The following is an 18094-nucleotide window of genomic DNA, read 5'->3' on the forward strand; positions in this document are numbered from 1 at the left end:
GTCATGCCCGCTTCGAGGCGTGAAGGAGCGGCGCGCGCCCCGTCGCCGCCGGGGCGCTTTCGATCCGGTGGCGGACGGGCGGTTAAGGCCGTATGACAGTTAAGTGGCCGTACCCAGGCACCTTCGATCTGGGTATGTTCCTCGCCAGCCAGGTCAGCCACCGCGTCGTCGAGGAGTCGAGACCGTGCCGGATAACAGTGATTCCCACGTAGCCGCCTCGGAGCGGACAGCCGAACGCTCCGACAAGTACGTCTACGACTTCACCGAGGGCAACAAAGACCTGAAGCATCTCCTCGGCGGCAAGGGCGCCAACCTCGCCGAGATGACCAACCTCGGGCTGCCCGTCCCGCCCGGCTTCACCATCACCACGGAAGCCTGCAACATCTACCTCGACAGCGGTACGGAACCGGCCGCCCTGCGCGACGAGGTCAGCGCCCATCTCGACGCCCTCGAAGCCCGGATGGGCAAGAAGCTCGGCCAGTCCGACGACCCGCTGCTCGTCTCGGTGCGCTCCGGCGCCAAGTTCTCCATGCCCGGCATGATGGACACCGTCCTCAACGTCGGCCTCTCCGACGCCTCGGTCGCCGGGCTCGCCGCCCAGGCGGGCGACGAGCGCTTCGCCTGGGACTCGTACCGCAGGCTGATCCAGATGTTCGGCAAGACCGTGCTCGGCGTCGACGGCGCGCTCTTCGAGGACGCGCTCGACGAGGCCAAGCAGGCCGGGCAGGCCGCCACCGACGTCGATCTGCCCGTGGCCGACCTGCGGAAACTGGTCGAGCACTTCAAGAAGATCGTCACGCGCGAGGCGGGCCGGGACTTCCCGCAGGACCCGCGCGAGCAGATGGATCTCGCGATCCGCTCGGTCTTCGAGTCCTGGAACACCGACCGCGCCAAGCTCTACCGCCGCCAGGAACGCATCCCCGGTGACCTCGGCACGGCCGTCACCATCTGCTCCATGGTCTTCGGCAACCTCGGCCCCGACTCGGGCACCGGCGTCGCCTTCACCCGCGACCCGGCCAGCGGCCACCAGGGCGTCTACGGCGACTACCTCCAGAACGCGCAGGGCGAGGACGTCGTCGCGGGCATCCGCAACACCGTCCCCCTCGCCGAACTCGCCACCATCGACAAGGCGTCGTACGAGCGGCTCCTGGCCATCATGGAGACCCTGGAGACCCACTACCGGGACCTGTGCGACATCGAGTTCACCATCGAACGCGGCCAGTTGTGGATGCTCCAGACCCGCGTCGGCAAGCGCACCGCCGGGGCCGCCTTCCGTATCGCCACCCAGCTCGTGGACCAGGGGCTGATCGACGAGGCCGAGGCGCTCCAGCGCGTCAACGGCGCCCAGCTCGCGCAGCTCATGTTCCCGCGCTTCGACGAGGCCGCCAAGCGCGAACTGCTGGGGCGCGGCATCGCCGCCTCGCCGGGCGCCGCCGTCGGCAAGGCCGTCTTCGACTCGTACACCGCCATCAAGTGGTCGCGCTCCGGCGAGAAGGTCATCCTCATCCGCCGCGAGACCAACCCCGACGACCTCGAAGGCATGATCGCCGCCGAGGGGATCCTCACCTCGCGCGGCGGCAAGACCTCGCACGCCGCCGTCGTCGCCCGCGGCATGGGCAAGACCTGTGTCTGCGGCGCCGAGGAGCTGGAGGTCGACACGAAGGCGCGCCGGCTCACCGCGGGCTCCACCGTCATCGAGGAGGGCGACGTCGTCTCCATCGACGGCTCGACCGGCAAGGTCTACCTCGGTGAGGTCCCCGTCGTGCCGTCGCCCGTCGTGGAGTACTTCGAGGGCCGGATGCACGCGGGCGCCGACGACGCCGACGAACTGGTCGAGGCCGTCCACCGGATCATGGCGTACGCGGACCGCCGCCGCCGGCTGCGCGTACGCGCCAACGCCGACAACGCCGAGGACGCCCTGCGCGCCCGCCGCTTCGGCGCCCAGGGCATCGGGCTCTGCCGTACGGAGCACATGTTCCTCGGCGAGCGGCGCGAGATGGTCGAGAAGTTGATCCTGGCCGACACCGAGGACGAGCGGGAAACGGCACTGGGTGCCCTGCTGCCGCTCCAGAAGAAGGACTTCATCGAGCTGTTCGAGGCGATGGACGGCCTGCCGGTGACGGTCCGGCTCCTCGACCCGCCCCTGCACGAGTTCCTGCCCGACATCACCGAGCTGTCGGTACGGGTCGCCCTCGCCGAGGCCCGCAAGGATCACAACGAGAACGATCTGCGCCTCCTCCAGGCCGTGCACAAACTCCACGAGCAGAACCCGATGCTCGGGCTGCGCGGGGTCCGGCTCGGCCTGGTCATCCCCGGGCTCTTCGCCATGCAGGTACGGGCCATCGCGGAGGCCGCCGCGGAGCGCAAGAACGCCAAGGGCGACCCGCGCCCCGAGATCATGATCCCGCTCGTCGGCACGGTCCAGGAGCTGGAGATCGTCAGGGACGAGGCCGAGCAGGTCATCTGCGAGGTCGAGCGCGCGACCGGCTGCGAACTCAAGCTGGCGCTCGGCACGATGATCGAGCTGCCGCGCGCGGCGCTGACCGCCGGGCAGATCGCGGAGGCCGCCGAGTTCTTCTCGTTCGGCACGAACGACCTCACCCAGACCGTCTGGGGCTTCTCCCGCGACGACGTGGAGGCCAGCTTCTTCACGGCTTACTTGGAGAAGGGCATCTTCGGGGTCTCGCCGTTCGAGACCATCGACCGCGACGGCGTGGGCGCGCTGGTACGGAGCGCCGCCGAGGCGGGCCGTGCCACACGCCCCGGGCTCAAGCTGGGCGTCTGCGGGGAGCACGGCGGCGACCCGGAGTCGGTGCACTTCTTCCACGAGGTCGGCCTCGACTACGTCTCCTGCTCGCCGTTCCGGATCCCGGTGGCGCGGCTGGAGGCGGGGCGCGCGGCGGCGGAGTCGGCCGGCAGCGACTCGCGGTAGGGACCCGGGGCCGCCGTGGCCCCGTACCGGACACCGGGGCCGCTTCCGCGGCTCATCCCTCACCCTCGCCGGGCCGGCGGGGCGGCCCCGGGGTACAGAGGGGGCGGGCGTGCTGTGCGGTGCGCCCGCCCCTGTGACGTCTCCGCTGACGTCCCCGCAGACGTCTCCGTTGACGTCTCCGCAGACATCCCCGTTGACGTCCCCGCGCGGGGAATTCGACAGCGGTTCCCGCACGGCCGGTGAACACGGCCCGGCGTTGGCGGCGTTGAATAACAATCAGCGGAGAGGGGCACGGCCGGAGGATCCCCACCCACCGGCCGTGCCCATTACGCGAGCCGGGCATGGAGCCGCAACCCGTACCGACCGCCGCCGAGCGCGCAAAGCCCCCCACGGCCTTCGTCACGCCTTTTCGGTCGTTCAGGTTTCATGCCCGACGAGGTACAGCTTTTCGCTGGACGAGGGGCCTCCGCGACGCGTTTCAACTGTGGCTGAAACACCGTGGTAACAGCAGGTGATGGCATGCATACTCAGTGATGGGGCGCGATGGTGGACGCAACAGGTGGGGATGAGAAGTGCTGCGTATTCATTTCACCGGCAAAGACCTGGGTGGGGTCAGGATGGCTGCCGGGCCCGATCCGCTGTGGGAGACGATTCTCAGTTTTCATCGAATACGGGATCGGCGCGGACCGCTTGTCTACGGGCAATGGCGCGAGGAAACGCGTACCAGGTTGAAAGGTGAAACAAGCCTGCTCTCGGCGCTCGTTCCGCAGCGTGGCTATTTCCCGGATTTCCTCACCCCCGCGCAAGGCCGCCTCGGCATGGAGGCGGGCCTCGAAGCGCTGCGCGCGACCCCGCAGGAGCGGGTCCGTGCCGAACTGGCCCTGCTCGCCGTCGGCGGAGCCCGCCCGGCGCGCAAGGATCCCGGCCGTCGCCTCGCCCCGCTCGCCGACGGCGGCCCCGGCTGTCTCGCCCGGCTCGTGGAGGTGCTGCGTACGTACTACCGCGTCGCCGTCGAGCCGTACTGGCCGCAGATCCGGGCCAGGGTCGACGGTGACCGCGCGCTGCGCGGCCGGGCCCTGCTCGACGGCGGCGCGGGCCGGCTGCTCGCCACGCTCCCGCCGATGCTGCGCTGGTCCGGCCCCGTCCTGGAGGCCGACTATCCCGTACAACGCGAACTGCGCCTGGACGGACGCGGGTTGCTGCTCCAGCCGTCCTTCTTCTGCCGCTCCACGGCGGTGGTCCCCCGAGATCCCGGGCTGCCGCCCGTGCTGGTCTACCCGGTCACCCACTCCGACGCGCCCGCCGCCGCGGAGCGCTGCGGCCCCACCCTCGGCCGGCTCCTCGGCCACACCCGCTCCGCGGTCCTCCAGGCCATCGAGCAGGGCGCGACCACCAGCGAACTCGCCCGCAGGACAGGCGTGTCGCTCGCCTCGGCCAGCCAGCACGCCTGTGTGCTGCGGGAGTCGGGCCTCGTCGTCACCCTGCGCCACGGCAACGCCGTGCTGCACACGGTGACCCCGCTGGGCACGGCCCTCCTGCGAGGCCGTGCCACGGCGGACGGGCTCTACGCCGGGGGGCCGGTCATCTCGTAGGCGATCCCGCCGGAAGGCCGGAAGGCCGGAAGGCCGGGGAGCCGGTGAGGGACGATCGTGAGGAATCTCCGCGCCTTGACCGGACCCGGCCCCGGAGCCCGTGCCCTCGCGGCGGCCACCGTCAACGCCGCGAGGCGCGGTGCCAGGGCACGCGAGCCCAGCAAGATCCAAACGAGGAGCGGCGGCAACACCGCCCCGGGCGCCTTCACGCTCAACGGCACCGCCTGCACTACGGCGTAGCGGCCACCAGCGCCTCGTCCCGTACCCCCGCCCGTACCCGTACCTCGTACGCCTGGACGGCGACCTCCTCGTCGTCCAGGCAGCGGCCGGTCGCCAGCTCGAAGCGCTGCTTGAGCAGCGGGGACGCCACGAAGAACCGCCCCTCGTGCGTGCCGGTCAGGCCCCGGGAGAGGACATACGCTCCGGAGAACGGATCCCGGTTGGATACGGCGTACGGCCGCCCCGTCCGGTCCAGGAACAGCGCCACCTGACGGCCGTCCGGCAGCAGCGCGGCCACCCCGCGCCCCGGGGTGAGCGTGGACACCCCGCAGACCGGGAACCACGTACCGTCCACGAGCAGTACTTCCAGCGTGTCTGATGCGGTCATCGGGCGGTCGCCCCTTCCAGGGTGAGGAAGACCAGGTCCGGCTTGACCTGATCGCGTTCCGGTACGAACTTCACCGACGGGTCCGGCGCGTCGGGCGCGTTGACGAACGAGACGAACCGCCGCAGTCGCTCCGGGTCGTTGATGGTCTCCGCCCACTCGTCGCGGTACCCGGCGACATGCGCCGCCATCAGCGACTCCAGCTCCGCGCAGAGCCCCAGCGAGTCATGGACCACCACGTCCCGCACATGGTCCAGACCGCCCTCGATCCGCTCCAGCCAGGCGGACGTACGCTCCAGCCGGTCGGCGGTGCGGATGTAGAACATCAGGAACCGGTCGATCAGCCGGATCAGCCCGTCGTCGTCGAGGTCCTGCGCCAGCAGATCCGCGTGGCGCGGGTCGGCGCCGCCGTTGCCGCCGACGTACAGGTTCCAGCCGCTCGCCGTGGCGATGATCCCGAAGTCCTTGCCGCGCGCCTCCGCGCACTCGCGCGCGCACCCCGACACCGCCGACTTCAGCTTGTGCGGCGAGCGCAGCCCCCGGTAGCGCAGCTCCAGGTCGATGGCCATCTTCACCGAGTCCTGGACGCCGTAGCGGCACCAGGTCTGCCCCACACAGGACTTGACCGTACGCAGCGACTTCCCGTACGCGTGCCCCGACTCGAAGCCCGCGTCCACCAGCCGCGTCCAGATCAGCGGCAACTGGTCCACGCGGGCGCCGAACAGGTCGATCCTCTGGCCGCCGGTGATCTTCGTGTAGAGGCCGAAGTCCCGGGCCACCTCCCCGATCACGATCAGCTTCTCCGGGGTGACCTCGCCGCCGGGGATCCGCGGCACGATCGAATACGACCCGTTGCGCTGGATGTTGGCGAGGAAGTGGTCGTTGGTGTCCTGGAGCGCGGCCTGTTCGCCGTCCAGCACATAACCGCTCACCCCCAGCGCCGGGGCGAGCGAGGCGATGATCGAGCCGACGGTCGGCTTGCAGATCTCGCAGCCGTCACCGCCGCGCGCCCCCTCGCGGCCGTGCGAGTCGAGCAGCCCGGCGTACGAGGTGACCCGCAGGGTGCGGACGATCTCGTACAACTCGCTCCGGGTGTACGGGAAACAGCCGCACAGCCCCTGGTCGGCAGGCCCGTTGCCGCTCGCGGCCAGCAACTGGCCGATCACCTTGACGCAACTGCCGCACCCCGTACCCGCCTTGGTGCACTTCTTCACCTCGGGGAGTGATGAACAGGCACAGATGGCGCCCTTGCTGACGTTGTGACAGCTACAGATCACCGCCTCGTCCGGCAGCGCCTCCGGGCCCATCGCCGCCGGTGCGCCGATCCCGGCCGGCACCACCAACTGGGCGGCGGGGACCGGCGGAACGCTCCCGGTGAGCGGGCGCAGCATGCCGTACGCGTCGGCGTCCCCGACGAGCACCCCGCCGAGCAGGGTGCCCGCCCCGTCCACCACCAGCTTCTTGTAGACACCGGCCTGCGGGTCGGAGTAGACGACGTCCAGGGAGCCGGGGGCGGCGCCGTGCGCGTCACCGAACGACGCCACGTCCACGCCCAGCAGCTTCAGCTTGGTCGACAGATCGGCGCCGGTGAAACCGCCCCCGTCCGCGCGGGCCCCGTCCGCCGCGAGGACGTCCGCGACCGTCGTCGCCATCTCGTACCCGGGCGCCACCAGCCCGTACACCCGGCCGTCCGACGCCAGCGCGCACTCGCCGATCGCGAAGACGGCGGGGTCGGAGGTACGGCACTGTGCGTCGACCGCGACCCCGCCGCGCTCGCCGACCGTCAGACCGGCGTCGCGGGCGAGCTGGTCGCGCGGGCGCACGCCCGCCGAGAAGACGACGAGATCGGTGTCGAGCGAGGTGCCGTCCGACAGCGCCATACCGGTGACGGTCCCGTCGGCGTCCGTCGTCACCTCCTGCGTCCCCACGCCCGTGTGGACGGTCAGCCCCATCGACTCGATGGTGCGCAGCAGGGCGGCCCCGCCGCCGTCGTCGATCTGCACGGGCATCAGCCGGGGGGCGAACTCCACGATGTGTGTGGCGAGTCCGAGCCCCTTGAGCGCGCCCGCCGCCTCCAGACCGAGCAGCCCGCCGCCGACGACCGCGCCGGTGCGGGCCGTCATCGCGTACTCCTCGATCGCGAGCAGATCCTCGATCGTGCGGTAGACGAAACAGCCGGTCGCTTCCTTGCCCGGCACCGGCGGCACGAAGGGGTACGAGCCGGTGGCCAGCACGAGCGAGTCGTAGGAGAAGACCCGCCCGGCCCGCGAGGTGACCGTGCGCGCGGCGCGGTCGACGCTCTCGGCCGGGTCACCGACATACAGCTCGATGGAGTGGCGCTCCATGAAGTCCGGCTCCGCGAGGGCGAGGTCCTCGGGCGTACGGCCGTCGAAGTACGAGCTGAGCCGCACCCGGTCATAGGCGGGGCGCGGCTCCTCGCACAACACCACGACCCGGGCCTGCTCGGTCACGCCGCGCTCGGCCAGGGCCTCCAGGAACCGCTGGCCGACCATTCCGTGGCCGACGACCACGATCGTGGGGGTGGACATCTCGGGGGCCTCCATCGGTAGGTCGTGGCTGGAAGCCTGCGCGGCGGCTGTTACCCGGCCGCATCGCCGCCGTTTCCCGGACGGAACGCTGCGCTCAGCGCGGTCGGCGCGCGGGTGTGAGGGCAGGAGTGGGAGGAGGTGGCCGCGGATGTCGTTGGACAGGGCACGTACCCCCTTCATAAGGTCACGACCATGCCCGACATATCGCTGACCGTGCTCGTCCTGCTCTGCCTCGCCGCCGCGGCGGCGGGCTGGATCGACGCCGTGGTCGGTGGGGGAGGGCTGCTGCTCCTGCCGGTGCTGCTGCTCGGCCTGCCGCACACCTCCGCCGCGCACATCCTCGGTACCAACAAGGCCGTGGCCATCGTCGGCACCACGGGCGCGGCGGTCACGTACGCGCGCCGGGCGCCGGTCGATGTGGGGACGGCGGTACGGATCGGGCTCATGGCCCTCGCCGGGTCGATGGCCGGCGCGTTCTTCGCGGCCGGGATCAGCAGCGAGACGCTGCGGCCGGTGATCATGGTGGTGCTGCTGGGAGTCGCCGCCTTCGTGATGCTGCGGCCGTCGTTCGGCCGGGAGCAGGCGGGCGCCCCGGTGGGGCGGCAGCGGACGATCCTCGCGATCGTGCTGGTGGGCGGCGGGATCGGCTTCTACGACGGACTCTTCGGGCCGGGTACGGGAACGTTTCTCGTGCTGGGGCTCACCGCCGTCCTCCATCTGGATCTGGTGACGGCGTCCGCCACCGCGAAGATCGTGAACGTCTGCACCAACGCCGGGGCGCTCGCCATGTTCGCCTACCAGGGCACGGTGCTGTGGCAGCTCGCCGGACTGATGGCGCTCTTCAACCTGGCGGGCGGGATGTTCGGCGCGCGCATGGCGCTCCGCAAGGGCAGCGAGTTCGTCCGCGGGGTGCTGCTGGTGGTGGTGTTCTCGCTGGTCGCGAAGCTCGCGTTCGACCAGTGGACGGCGTGAGGGCGCCTGCTACGGCCGACCTCTGTCGTGGCTCAGATCCGGTCCCACGCCACGCCCTCGTACACCTCGCGCACCGTCTTGACCAGCGCCTCGTCCCCCGGCAGGACCGTCCCGTCGATCCGGTCGACCGGCGCGATTCCGTGCGAGTTGGTGACGAACGCGGCCCGGAACGAGGAGAGCTCAGCGAGGGTGACCTCACGGCGTACGGAGCGGAGCCCGGTGGCCGGGAGCAGCGGCTCCACCAGCGCCATGGTGATGCCGCTCAGGGCCGGGGCGTCCGGCCAGACCACCGAAGTGCCGTCCCAGAAGGCGACATTGGCGATCGCGGTCTCCGACACCACCCCGGCCGCGTCGACGAGCAGCGCGTCGTCGAAGCCCGCGCGCCGCGCCAGCCGCCCGTAGTGGATCTGGGCGAAGCTCCCGAGATGCTTGATGTGCGGAACAGGGCGCTCGTACGTGACGGACGTCAGGCCCTGCGCCCGCTCGGCCAGGTCCACGGGCGGCCGTACGGTCACCATCAGCGTCGGTTCGGGCGTGCCGTCCTGCTGGTGGACGTACACGCGGGCCGAGGCGTCCCGTACCGTGCCGAGCGCGTGCCGCAGCAGCTCCCGTACGCGCTCTCCGTCCAGCCCGGTGTCGAACAGCTCGCGGGTCGCGGAGTCCAGCCGGGCGAGGTGCCGGGCGAGGCCGCGGGTCCTGCCGTCCCTGACCTGGAGGGCGGTGAAGTGCCCGTACGAGTCGAGCGCGCGCAGACGCAGGTCGTCGGCGGTGGCGGGCCGTCCGTCGACCTCGGTCACCAGCAGGGGCGGAGGCGTCGTCATACCCCCACCGTATGCCGGACGTGGCCATGGCCCGACCTCACTCCTGGTCGAGGCGACGGGTTCCCCCGTGGCTACGGAACGTACCGGCCGACCGCGACCGTACGGGCGTGGTCCAGCGCCTCGGTCACCCCCGGTTCGGCCGGCCCGAGGAACGTGGGCTGCCGGTCCGTGGCGGCGTCGGCCGCCGCCTTCCCGGAGGCGAAGATCTCCCGTACCGCGCCGTAGTACCACGTCACGTTGCGCGGCTCCGCGACCCCGACGCCGTACACGTCGATCCCCGCCGTACCGCAGAGCGCCACCGCGCGCCGGACATGGAAGCTCTGCGTCACCAGCAGCGCCCGCTCGACCCCGAAGATCTTCTTGGCCCTCACGCACGAGTCCCAGGTGTCGAAACCCGCGTAATCGCTGACGATCCGCCGGTCGGGCACGCCGCGCTCCACGAGGTAGGCGCGCATGGCGTCGGGCTCGTCGTACTCCACCCGGCTGTTGTCGCCGGTGACCAGCACGACCTTCACCCGGCCCGCGCGGTACAACTCGGCGGCGGCGTCGAGCCGGTGGGCCAGATACGGCGAAGGACGGCCCTCCCGCAGCCCGGCGCCGAAGACCACGGCGACGTCCCTGGCCGGGGCGTCCGCGACCGTACGGACACGGCTGTCCGCGACCGCGTGCATCCAGCCCGCGGGCGCCAGCGCGAACACACAGGCCAGCATGGCGGCCTGCACGGCGCGCCGCCGCAGGCGTGGCTCACCCAGCAGTGCCTTCAGCCCCGCCGGCTTCAGCCCAAGCGGCTTCAACCCACGCAGCTTCCGCCCACGCACTTTCAGCCCACGCAGCTTCCGCCCCGTCAGCGCCTTCACTGCCGTGAGCGACTTCCGCGCCTTCGCCGGTCTCGGCAGCGGCATGTTCCCCCCAGAGGTGGTCCCGAATCGGTGTCCCGGGCCGGTGGTCCCGGCTCGGTGGTCCCGGGCGGCCACCTTCCTGTACGACGATCAGCGGCGGCGAATGGTTCGCGCGAGGACTTACCCTGGCTGAAGGGAAGCGTCGCGGCTTCAGCGCCGGCGATCATCAGCAGCGGACGCGGGGCGATCTTGTCGACGTCGGCGTAAGCGTCGAACTGGTCGAGCTGGTCGACGCTGCGCAGCACGTACGTGTTGGTCGCGCGCGGGTGGTGGGCGCGCGGCGTCTTGTAGTAGTCGTGGAACTCCCGGACCAGCGCAGGGGTCGAGTCGTCGACCGACTCGGGCACCATGTCGACCAGCTTCTGGGCATACAGGGCGGAGGTCTGCTCCTTCACGCCCGTGGTCGGGTGCCCGACCACGATGGCGGGGCGGCGCCGGCCCTCGGCGGCACCGTCCGGCGTGTAGAGGCGTCCGGCGAGCTTCAGGCTGTTGGCGAGGAAGGCGATGTCCGTCTTCAACCCCTTTTCCTCTTCTTTCGTGGGGAGGGTAAAATCGTGGAGGTAGTTTCACGTGCCTGCCGCAGGGTCGGAAAATGAATTCCAGAAGGCCGAAACGCAGGTATCCCGCGGTCGCGTCATTCAGATTCACGCACGTCGCGCTTCCGTAGGGCCATGCTCCGCAGGGAAGCCGGACGCAATCCACAGGACCAGCGCATGGTACGTCTCGTGGGTGAGCTTTCCCTGGCGGACGACGACTTCCGCCGCTGGTGGGGCGACCACCACGTCGCCGGCCGCACCAGGGGAAACAAGGTGCTGCGCCACCCGATCGCAGGCGACCGGTGGGTCCCGCCCGCCCGGTCGGTCCCGTCGGCCCGGCTGGTCCCGTCGGCCCGGTTGGTCCGGGAGGTCAGCCGACGGATATCTCCGGCGGTGACCAGGCCGCCAGCAGCAGCGTTTCGGTCGCCGCAGCCGTGTACACCGACGCCGCGAGCCAGGCCAGGGCGAAGCCCTCGGGATCGGCGGGGAGCAGCCGCCCCAGCACGTCGTGGCGGCGGTCCGCCGCCGCCTCGGCCAGGGCGAGGGCGCGCTGCGCGCCGGTGGTCAGGCCCACGGCCCGCAGCCGGCGGGGCAGTTCGTCCGCCACCGCGGCGGCGGAGACCGCGCGCCCGCCCGCCACGGCACGGTCCACGGCCCGGCGCAGCAGATCCAGCTCGACGGGGAGCGCTGACGGCGCGGCCGGCGTGGGTGAAGCGGGCCGCGCGTCCCGTACGGCGGGGATGTGCGAGCGGTTGAGCCGGCGCAGCCCCAGGTCCGCGCGGACGGGCTCCCCGTCGTGGCCCGTCCAGGACGCGGCCAGTACGTGCACGACGTCGGGGCGGTCCGGTACGACCCGGGCGACGAGCCGCAGCGCGAGCCCGGGGCGGGTGGCGAACAGCGCCAGGTTCTCCGCGTAGGGCAGCTCGGGCCGCTCGTCGGGGGCCGCCAGCCGCAGGACGGGCCCACCGGACACGGCGAACCCCGTGCCCGCGCCGCCGTGCCCAGGCCCGGTGACAGTGACGGTGCCGTCGAGGAACAGCAGATCGCCGCCCGCGCCACGGGAGTCGAAGGGATCGGCCAACCAGGCCAGCGCCGAGGCCAGTTGCGCCGCGGGAGGCCGCTCCCAGAGCGCGGCGAGCGGCGCCTCCCGCCACCCCGCCCCCGCGGCCCGTACGGAACGCACCTGCCCGCCCCCGCCGATCCGCCCGTCCGGCGAGACGGTCGGCGAGTTCAGGATCACCCCGCCGCCGTCGCCCAACTCCCGCAGCGTGAGCGCGCAGCCGCCGGGCAGCGGTGTCCCCGATGCCTGGAGGGCCCGGCCGGGCCCGCCGGGAGCCACGTCCGAGCGGGTACGGAGCGCGCCGTCCGGGGCGAGCGCGTACACCGTCGCGCCCGCGTAGCCGGACGCCGTGACGACCGGCTCGGTGAACAGCCCGTACAGCCGCAGCGGCCCCTCGGACCGGTAGTCGCGTCGGGCGGGCGCCGCCGCGTCGGCCGGGCGGCGTACCAGATCGAGCAGTTCGGCGAGTTCGCCGGAGAGCGCGGACAGCCGGAACGCCGGGTCGTCGGAGCGGGCCTCACCGAGCTGCCGGGCGATCCGGACGGCGGTGGCGGCGGGCCGGGACAGCCCGGCCAGGCGCGCGGAGTGCGCGGCGTGCAGCAGCTCGGCGCGGTGCACGGCGCCGGACCCGGCGACACCCGAGACGAGCACGGCGGTCGCGGCTTCGCGCAGGGCGCCGAGCGCGTCGGCCTGGCCGGTGGTGAGCCGAGACGGCCCGCCCCCACCCGTCGCGCCAACTTCGGCCGTCTCAGCTCCCTCCACCTCAACTCCGGGCTCCTCCGAGACGGATCCGCCGGGGCCCTCCGCGCCCTCCTCCCCGTCTTCCGCCGCCCCGCCCCCCAGGGCGAGGGGCGCGCTGGACAGCACGGCCGCGCGGTGCAGACAGGCCGGGGCCAGCAGGCAGTCGCACACCGCGCTCCCCGCGTCGGCGACGATCCCGCCCGTCACCCGCAGCGTGACGGCGGTGTCCTCCGCGACCCGGACGAGAACACCCTCCTCGGTCGCCTCCACGGGCCAGCCGACCGCCTTCGCGACCGCCCCGTCCACCCGCTTGCGCAGCCGGGCGGGCAGCAGATCGAGCGCCCCGGCCGCGACCTCGGCGGCCACGGGCGGCAGTACGGCCGCGGAAACCGCGGGTCCAGTGGCGGAATCCGTCATCGGTGTGCCCCTCCTACTTGTTCGCCGACCCAGCGGGCCAGCTCCAGCGGGCTCAGCGCCGCGACCGGCATGCCCGCCCCCACCAACTGGCCCGCCACGCCCGTCGAATAGCGCGGCCGTCCCGCGTCGTCCAGTGAGGCGCAGCCCAGGACCCGGCACCCCGAGTCGACCAGCGCCCGTACCTCGGCGAGCAGCGGGGAGACCGGGCCGCCCTCCTCGAAGTCGCTGATCAGCACGGTCAGCGTGCGGGACGGCACGGTCATCAGCTCACGGGCGTGCCGCAGTCCGCGCGCGATGTTCGTGCCCCCGCCGACCCGGACCTCCAGCAGCAGGTTCAGCGGGTCGTCCACCTGGTCGGTCAGATCGATCACTTCGGTGGAGAACGCGACGAAGTGCGTACTGACCGCCGGTACCCCGGCCAGTACGGAGGCGGTGAGCGCCGCCCAGATCGTGGACGCCTCCATCGAACCGGAGACGTCCACGACCAGGATCAGCCGCCAGTCCGCCGACTTACGGGCCCGGGTGCGGAAGACGGGCCGCTCGGGCAGGACCGTCACGGCGCCCGTCTCCGGGTCCCGGCGGGCCGTCGCCAGATTGGCGCGCAGCGTACGGGAGAGGTCCAGCGGGCCACCGGGGCGCCGGGTCGGGCGCGGATGCGCCAGCCCGGTCAGCGCGGGACGCATCCGGTTGGCGAGCGCCTCGGTCAACTCGGCGACCAGCCGCGCCACCAGGGGCCGCAGCCGGGCGAGCTGGTGCTCGGGGAGACCGCCCGCGTACGACAGGACGGTACGCAGCAGCTCCACGGAGGGCCGGGCCGCCGCCGGGTCGAGTTCGAGGGCGGCGTCGAGCCGGCCTGCGTCGGCCGCCGCGGCGAGCACCTCCTCGCGAATGCCGGGCCCGAACAGCGCGGACAACTCCTCGGACCAGGACCGCACATCGGGGTACGAGTTCCCGCTCCCGCCCCTGTTCCCGTCTCCGTCCCCGGTCCGCTCCTCGCCCCGGGCGCCCTCGCCGCGCCCGTATCCGTACAACTCGTCGAGCGCCCCGGCGATCCGTCCGGCGTGTCCGCTCAGCCCCCGCCCCTTCCCGAGCAGCAACCGCCACCGTTCACCGGCGCCGAGAGCCGACCCCGTGTCCACGGAGGCGTCCTCCGAAGCGTCCTCCGAGGCGACTGCCGGAGGGCCTTCGGGGGCACCCGCCCCGGTGAGCCCCGCGGCCGCGGAAGGCCCGCGCCCCGGCCGGCCGGCCGCCGCGCCCGCCCGCTCCTCGGGGTCCGCCGTCGTAGCCGTCGTACCGCCCAACCCCCTCGCCGCCAGGGCCTCCCGGCCCGCCAGGTCCGCCGAGGCGAGGAGGGCCAGCGCCGTCGGGTCGGAGAGGGCGGACGGGAGGGTGCCCGCGGCGAGGCCCGTACGGTCCCGCACCGCGCTCAGCAGGCGGGACCTGGCCGCGGGGGAGAGGATGTCGAAGCCCGCCCGCAGCGCGGGCAGCCGGTCGAGGAAGGCACGGTCGGGCAGCGACACGACCCGCTCCAGCAGCGGGTCCAGCGCGCGGCCCGTCTCCAGCAGCGGGCCCGCCGCGAGCAGCGTCCCGCGCAGGAAGCCCGCCAGATCGGCGCGGAGCTCGGGTGTGGTCGCGCCGTCCACCCGGGACGCCACCCGGACGCCGAACTCCGGCGCCTCCCGCTGCCCCAGCAGCACCCGGGCCGCCCCCGCCGCGCCCCGGATCAGCGGTGTCCCCTCGGTGTCGAGCCGCCGTAGCGCCGCGTCGAGCCGTAGCCCTCCACCGCCGCCGCCCCCGCCCGGGGCGAGCGTCGCCGTCGCCCGGTCCGCCAGCGACACCAACGCGCGCGCGTCCGCCGGGTCCGTGGAGCCCGCCAGCCCGTCGAGCGCGCGCACCCCGGCCGTGGCCAGCTCCTCGTACGCCGCGTCGAGCGCCACCCGTTCCCACCCCGCCGGCAGCCCGGGCAGATGGCCCGACCTGATCCGGTCCAACAGGGCAAGCCCCGCCAGCAGTTCGGGCAGGGTGCCGGACTCCGGCAGCAGTGCGGCCGTCTCCGTCAGCCGCTCCGCCGCGAGTTCGGGCAGCCCGCAGCGCGCCGCCTCCGTCAGACCGGCCAGCACCTCGGCCGCCGTCGGCCCGCCCGCGCGCTGTTCCGCCGCGCGCCGGCGGCGCAGTATCCCGGTCGTCGCCTGATCGAGCGTCACCCCGTGCACACCCGCCAGATCGAGCATCGCGGCCGTCGACGGGGTCCAGGCCGCCACCCAGCGCGTGGTGAGCGGGGCCGCGTCGCCCACGCCCGCCACCTCGCCCTCCTCCCCGTACGGGATCCGGCAGGCGGCCAGCCGGCGCAGACACACCTCCCGGCGCCGGTCCAGTTCGCCGCGGTGCGCGTCGAGGCGCAGCTCACGGGGGCCGGGGTCGGCCGGATCGGGCAGCGACAACGCGCCGAGCAGCGCCTCGACGGCCGGTCCCAGCCCCGAACGCGGAGTGCCGGGGGCCGTCCTGCCCTGCCGCGAGCCGACCAGGACCTTCTCCATGGCGGCGGCCACGACCCGGCCCCGCCCGAGCATCCGGCCCTGGGTGAGCACGGTCTGCACCGCCTCCACCAACTCCCCGCGCCCGGCGGCGGGCAGCCCGCGCAGCGCCGCCAGGTCCCTCGCGACCCGAACGACCTCACGGGCGTCGACAGGCCCGCTCGGATGCCCGGCGTCCCGTACGGCCGCGCAGATCCGTACCGCGCTCGCCGTCAGCAGGTCGTCCAGCAGCGCGCGATCCCCGGCGGCGAGAAACACCCCGCGCTGCCACTCGGGATCCCGGATCCCCGCCGGGTAGCCGGACCGCTCGTCCAGCAGGGCGTACGTGTACGGCACGAGCGAGGTGACGACCTCCCCGGCACCCCCGCCCCTCGCCACGCCCTCCACGGCCCCGTCCGTGTCTGCCCCGCGCGTGTCCGCCGGGTCCGCCCCGGCGCCGCCCGGCAGCAGCGCGGGCGCGTGGAAGGCGCCGATCACGGCGGCCGTACGGCGACCCCGGTGCTCGGCCAGCCGCCGCCGCATGTTCGCCTCACGCCGCAGGTCGTACGGGTCCACCGCGCCCGCGTCGGCCCGCAGCGCCCAGCCGACCAGCAGCGCGGCCCGGCGCAGCGCCTCCGCGCCGGACCCGGGGGCCGTGGCCTCGACGAGCCGGTCCCACAGGTCGTCGCCCGACCGTCCCCCGGCCCGCGCCCGCAACGCGGCGGCGAGCGTACCGGGGGCCGCACCGGACCCCCGTCCCCGCGTCCGCCCCTCCTCCGCTTCCCCTTCCCCTTCCCCTTCCCCTTCCTTTTCCTGGCCGCGTGCCGGTGCGCGCGCCGCCAGCGGCAGGTCGAACGCGACGACCTCCACCCCCGCCTCCCGGGCCCAGCGGATCGCCGCCAGCTCCGGCGAGAACTCCGCGAACGGCAGGAACACCAGGCCCTCGCCCATCCCGTCGCCCGAGCCACCCGTTCCGCCCGAACCGCCCGTGGCACCCGCCAGCGCGACCGGTGGCACCGTCTCCGGGTCGGCGAGATACGGCAGCCACGGCCCGAACTCCTCCGGCAGCTCGACGAGCAGCACCTCCGGCGCCGCCTCCGCCAGCATCGCCGGTACGGCCGCCGCCAGCGCGGGGGAGTGGTGCCGTACCCCGATCAGATACGGCTCCCGGCACCCGGCGAGCGCGTCCAGCGCGTCCGTGACCCCCGCCCCATCGGCCCCCGCCCCATCGGCCCCCGCCTCATCGACCCCCGGCTCAACCCAGTTCATCGCGCAGCTCCCACAGCGTCCGCCACAGCGGGGCCCCCGCCTCCGCACGGCGCCGGACCGGGCCGTCCCAGTACCCCAGCAGCCGTGCGTGGTCGGCCGGGTCGTCCTTGCGTACGGTGCCGAGCAGATGGCCCGGCAGCGTCCGTACGACGTCCCGGCCCCCGCCGAGGTAGGCCGCGCCCAGCCCCATCGACGTGGCCACATGGACCGCCTCGGCCGTCGACATCACCGTCGAGGGGCGCTCGATCTCCCACCCCTCCGCGCTCCGGCCGGTCCGCAGCTCCCGGAACGCTGTCACCAGCGCTTCGAGCACCGTGTCGTCCACCAGGAGCTGTGTGCCGCTGCGCTCCAGTGCCGCCGTAGCCTGGGCGCGCACCAGCGCCGTCTCGGCCTCCAGATCGTCGATCGGGCCGACCGTCTCGAAGTTGAACCGCCGCTTCAGCGCGGCGGACATCTCGGAGACGCCCTTGTCCCGGAGGTTGGCCGTGGCGATCAGGGTGAAGCCGGGCACCGCGTGCACCGTCCCCTCCGCGCCGTCTCCGCCCGCCAGTTCGGGCACCGACATCCGTCGCTCGGAGAGCAGCGAGACCAGCGCGTCCTGCACCTCCGGCAGCATGCGGGTGACCTCTTCGACCCGGGCCACCGCGCCCCGCGTCATGGCCGTGAGGACCGGGGAGGGCACCAGGGCGTCCCTGCTCGGGCCCTTGGCCAGCAGCATCGCGTAGTTCCAGCCGTACCGGAGCTGGTCCTCGGTGGTGCCCGCGGTGCCCTGCACGGTGAGGGTGCTGGAGCCGCAGACGGCGGCGGCCAGCAGCTCGGAGAGCATCGACTTGGCCGTGCCCGGCTCACCGACGAGCAGCAGCCCGCGCTCGCCCGCCAGTGTCACCACACACCGCTCCACCAGCGACCGGTCGCCCACGAACTTGGCGGGTACGACGAGCTGTTCGCCGCCCGGGGAGCGCAGCGGCTCGCCGCCCGAGCCGCAGATGAACTGCACCACCGCGCGCGGCGTCAGCCGCCAGCTCGGCGGTCGCGGTCCGGTGTCGTACGCCGCCAGGAACGCCAGTTCCGCCGCGTACCGGTCCTCCGGGAGCTCCACCTGGCGCCCCGGCCCCGCCCCAGGACCCGTCTGCGCGTGCCGCGCGGTGTCCGTACCCACGCCCCCGCCCGTCTCCGTACCCATCTCTCC

Annotated in this window: 11 protein-coding genes and 1 pseudogene; 4 read left to right on the top strand and 8 right to left on the bottom strand. The window is 73.4% G+C overall.

Translation table 11 applies throughout. The annotated features are described in order from the left end of the window. The first annotated feature begins 184 nt into the window (after positions 1-184). Both ppdK and ACIBJC_RS20015 read left to right on the top strand, forming a co-directional pair. Entirely contained in the window at positions 185-2932 is a 2748-nt protein-coding gene (ppdK, locus tag ACIBJC_RS20010) for a pyruvate, phosphate dikinase (protein WP_399294042.1), read from the top strand. 572 nt (positions 2933-3504) lie between these two features. Beyond that, positions 3505-4524: an ArsR/SmtB family transcription factor gene (locus tag ACIBJC_RS20015; protein ID WP_399294045.1), complete on the top strand. Its 1020-nt coding sequence runs from the start codon at positions 3505-3507 to the stop codon at positions 4522-4524. Between the two features lie 229 nt (positions 4525-4753). Here the strand turns inward: ACIBJC_RS20015 and nirD are convergent, their stop codons facing one another. Beyond that, entirely contained in the window at positions 4754-5131 is a 378-nt protein-coding gene (gene nirD, locus ACIBJC_RS20020) for a nitrite reductase small subunit NirD (protein WP_399294047.1), read from the bottom strand. Continuing rightward, a complete protein-coding gene (nirB, locus tag ACIBJC_RS20025) occupies positions 5128-7677 on the bottom strand; it encodes a nitrite reductase large subunit NirB (protein ID WP_399294050.1) in 2550 nt (849 codons plus the stop codon). Before nirB ends, nirD begins: the two co-directional genes overlap by 4 nt. Before the next feature lie 192 nt (positions 7678-7869). Between nirB and ACIBJC_RS20030 the strand changes: the two genes are divergently transcribed. Further along, positions 7870-8649 carry a sulfite exporter TauE/SafE family protein gene (locus tag ACIBJC_RS20030; protein ID WP_399294053.1) on the top strand — a complete coding sequence of 260 codons (780 nt, stop codon included), beginning with the start codon at positions 7870-7872 and terminating at the stop codon, positions 8647-8649. Between the two features lie 32 nt (positions 8650-8681). On the opposite strand, the gene ACIBJC_RS20035 is transcribed toward ACIBJC_RS20030, so the two are convergent. From ACIBJC_RS20035 to ACIBJC_RS20045, 3 genes are all read right to left on the bottom strand, one after another. Then, positions 8682-9470, bottom strand: a complete 789-nt coding sequence (locus tag ACIBJC_RS20035; RefSeq protein ID WP_399294055.1) for an aminotransferase class IV — start codon at positions 9468-9470, stop codon at positions 8682-8684. A gap of 71 nt (positions 9471-9541) precedes the next feature. Continuing rightward, complete coding sequence (locus tag ACIBJC_RS20040; RefSeq protein ID WP_399294274.1) at positions 9542-10180, bottom strand: vancomycin high temperature exclusion protein; 639 nt, start codon at positions 10178-10180, stop codon at positions 9542-9544. Between the two features lie 143 nt (positions 10181-10323). Next, a complete protein-coding gene (locus ACIBJC_RS20045) occupies positions 10324-10887 on the bottom strand; it encodes a hypothetical protein (RefSeq protein WP_399294057.1) in 564 nt (187 codons plus the stop codon). Between the two features lie 102 nt (positions 10888-10989). Between ACIBJC_RS20045 and ACIBJC_RS20050 the strand changes: the two are divergent. Further along, a pseudogene (locus ACIBJC_RS20050) lies at positions 10990-11193 on the top strand (transcriptional regulator); the annotation flags it as partial. Between the two features lie 82 nt (positions 11194-11275). Here ACIBJC_RS20050 and ACIBJC_RS20055 read toward each other — a convergent pair. From ACIBJC_RS20055 to ACIBJC_RS20065, 3 genes are read right to left on the bottom strand one after another with little or no spacing between them, the layout of a single operon-like run. Continuing rightward, a complete protein-coding gene (locus ACIBJC_RS20055) occupies positions 11276-13123 on the bottom strand; it encodes a hypothetical protein (protein ID WP_399294059.1) in 1848 nt (615 codons plus the stop codon). Then, positions 13120-16905 carry a DUF5682 family protein gene (locus ACIBJC_RS20060; protein WP_399294062.1) on the bottom strand — a complete coding sequence of 1262 codons (3786 nt, stop codon included), beginning with the start codon at positions 16903-16905 and terminating at the stop codon, positions 13120-13122. Before ACIBJC_RS20060 ends, ACIBJC_RS20055 begins: the two co-directional genes overlap by 4 nt. After that, positions 16892-18088 (bottom strand): AAA family ATPase, encoded by a 1197-nt coding sequence (locus ACIBJC_RS20065; protein WP_399294277.1) that lies wholly within the window; start codon positions 18086-18088, stop codon positions 16892-16894. Before ACIBJC_RS20065 ends, ACIBJC_RS20060 begins: the two co-directional genes overlap by 14 nt. Positions 18089-18094: the final 6 nt, after the last annotated feature.

This window comes from Streptomyces sp. NPDC050509 (assembly GCF_044457965.1).
In the GTDB taxonomy this organism is placed as follows: domain Bacteria; phylum Actinomycetota; class Actinomycetes; order Streptomycetales; family Streptomycetaceae; genus Streptomyces.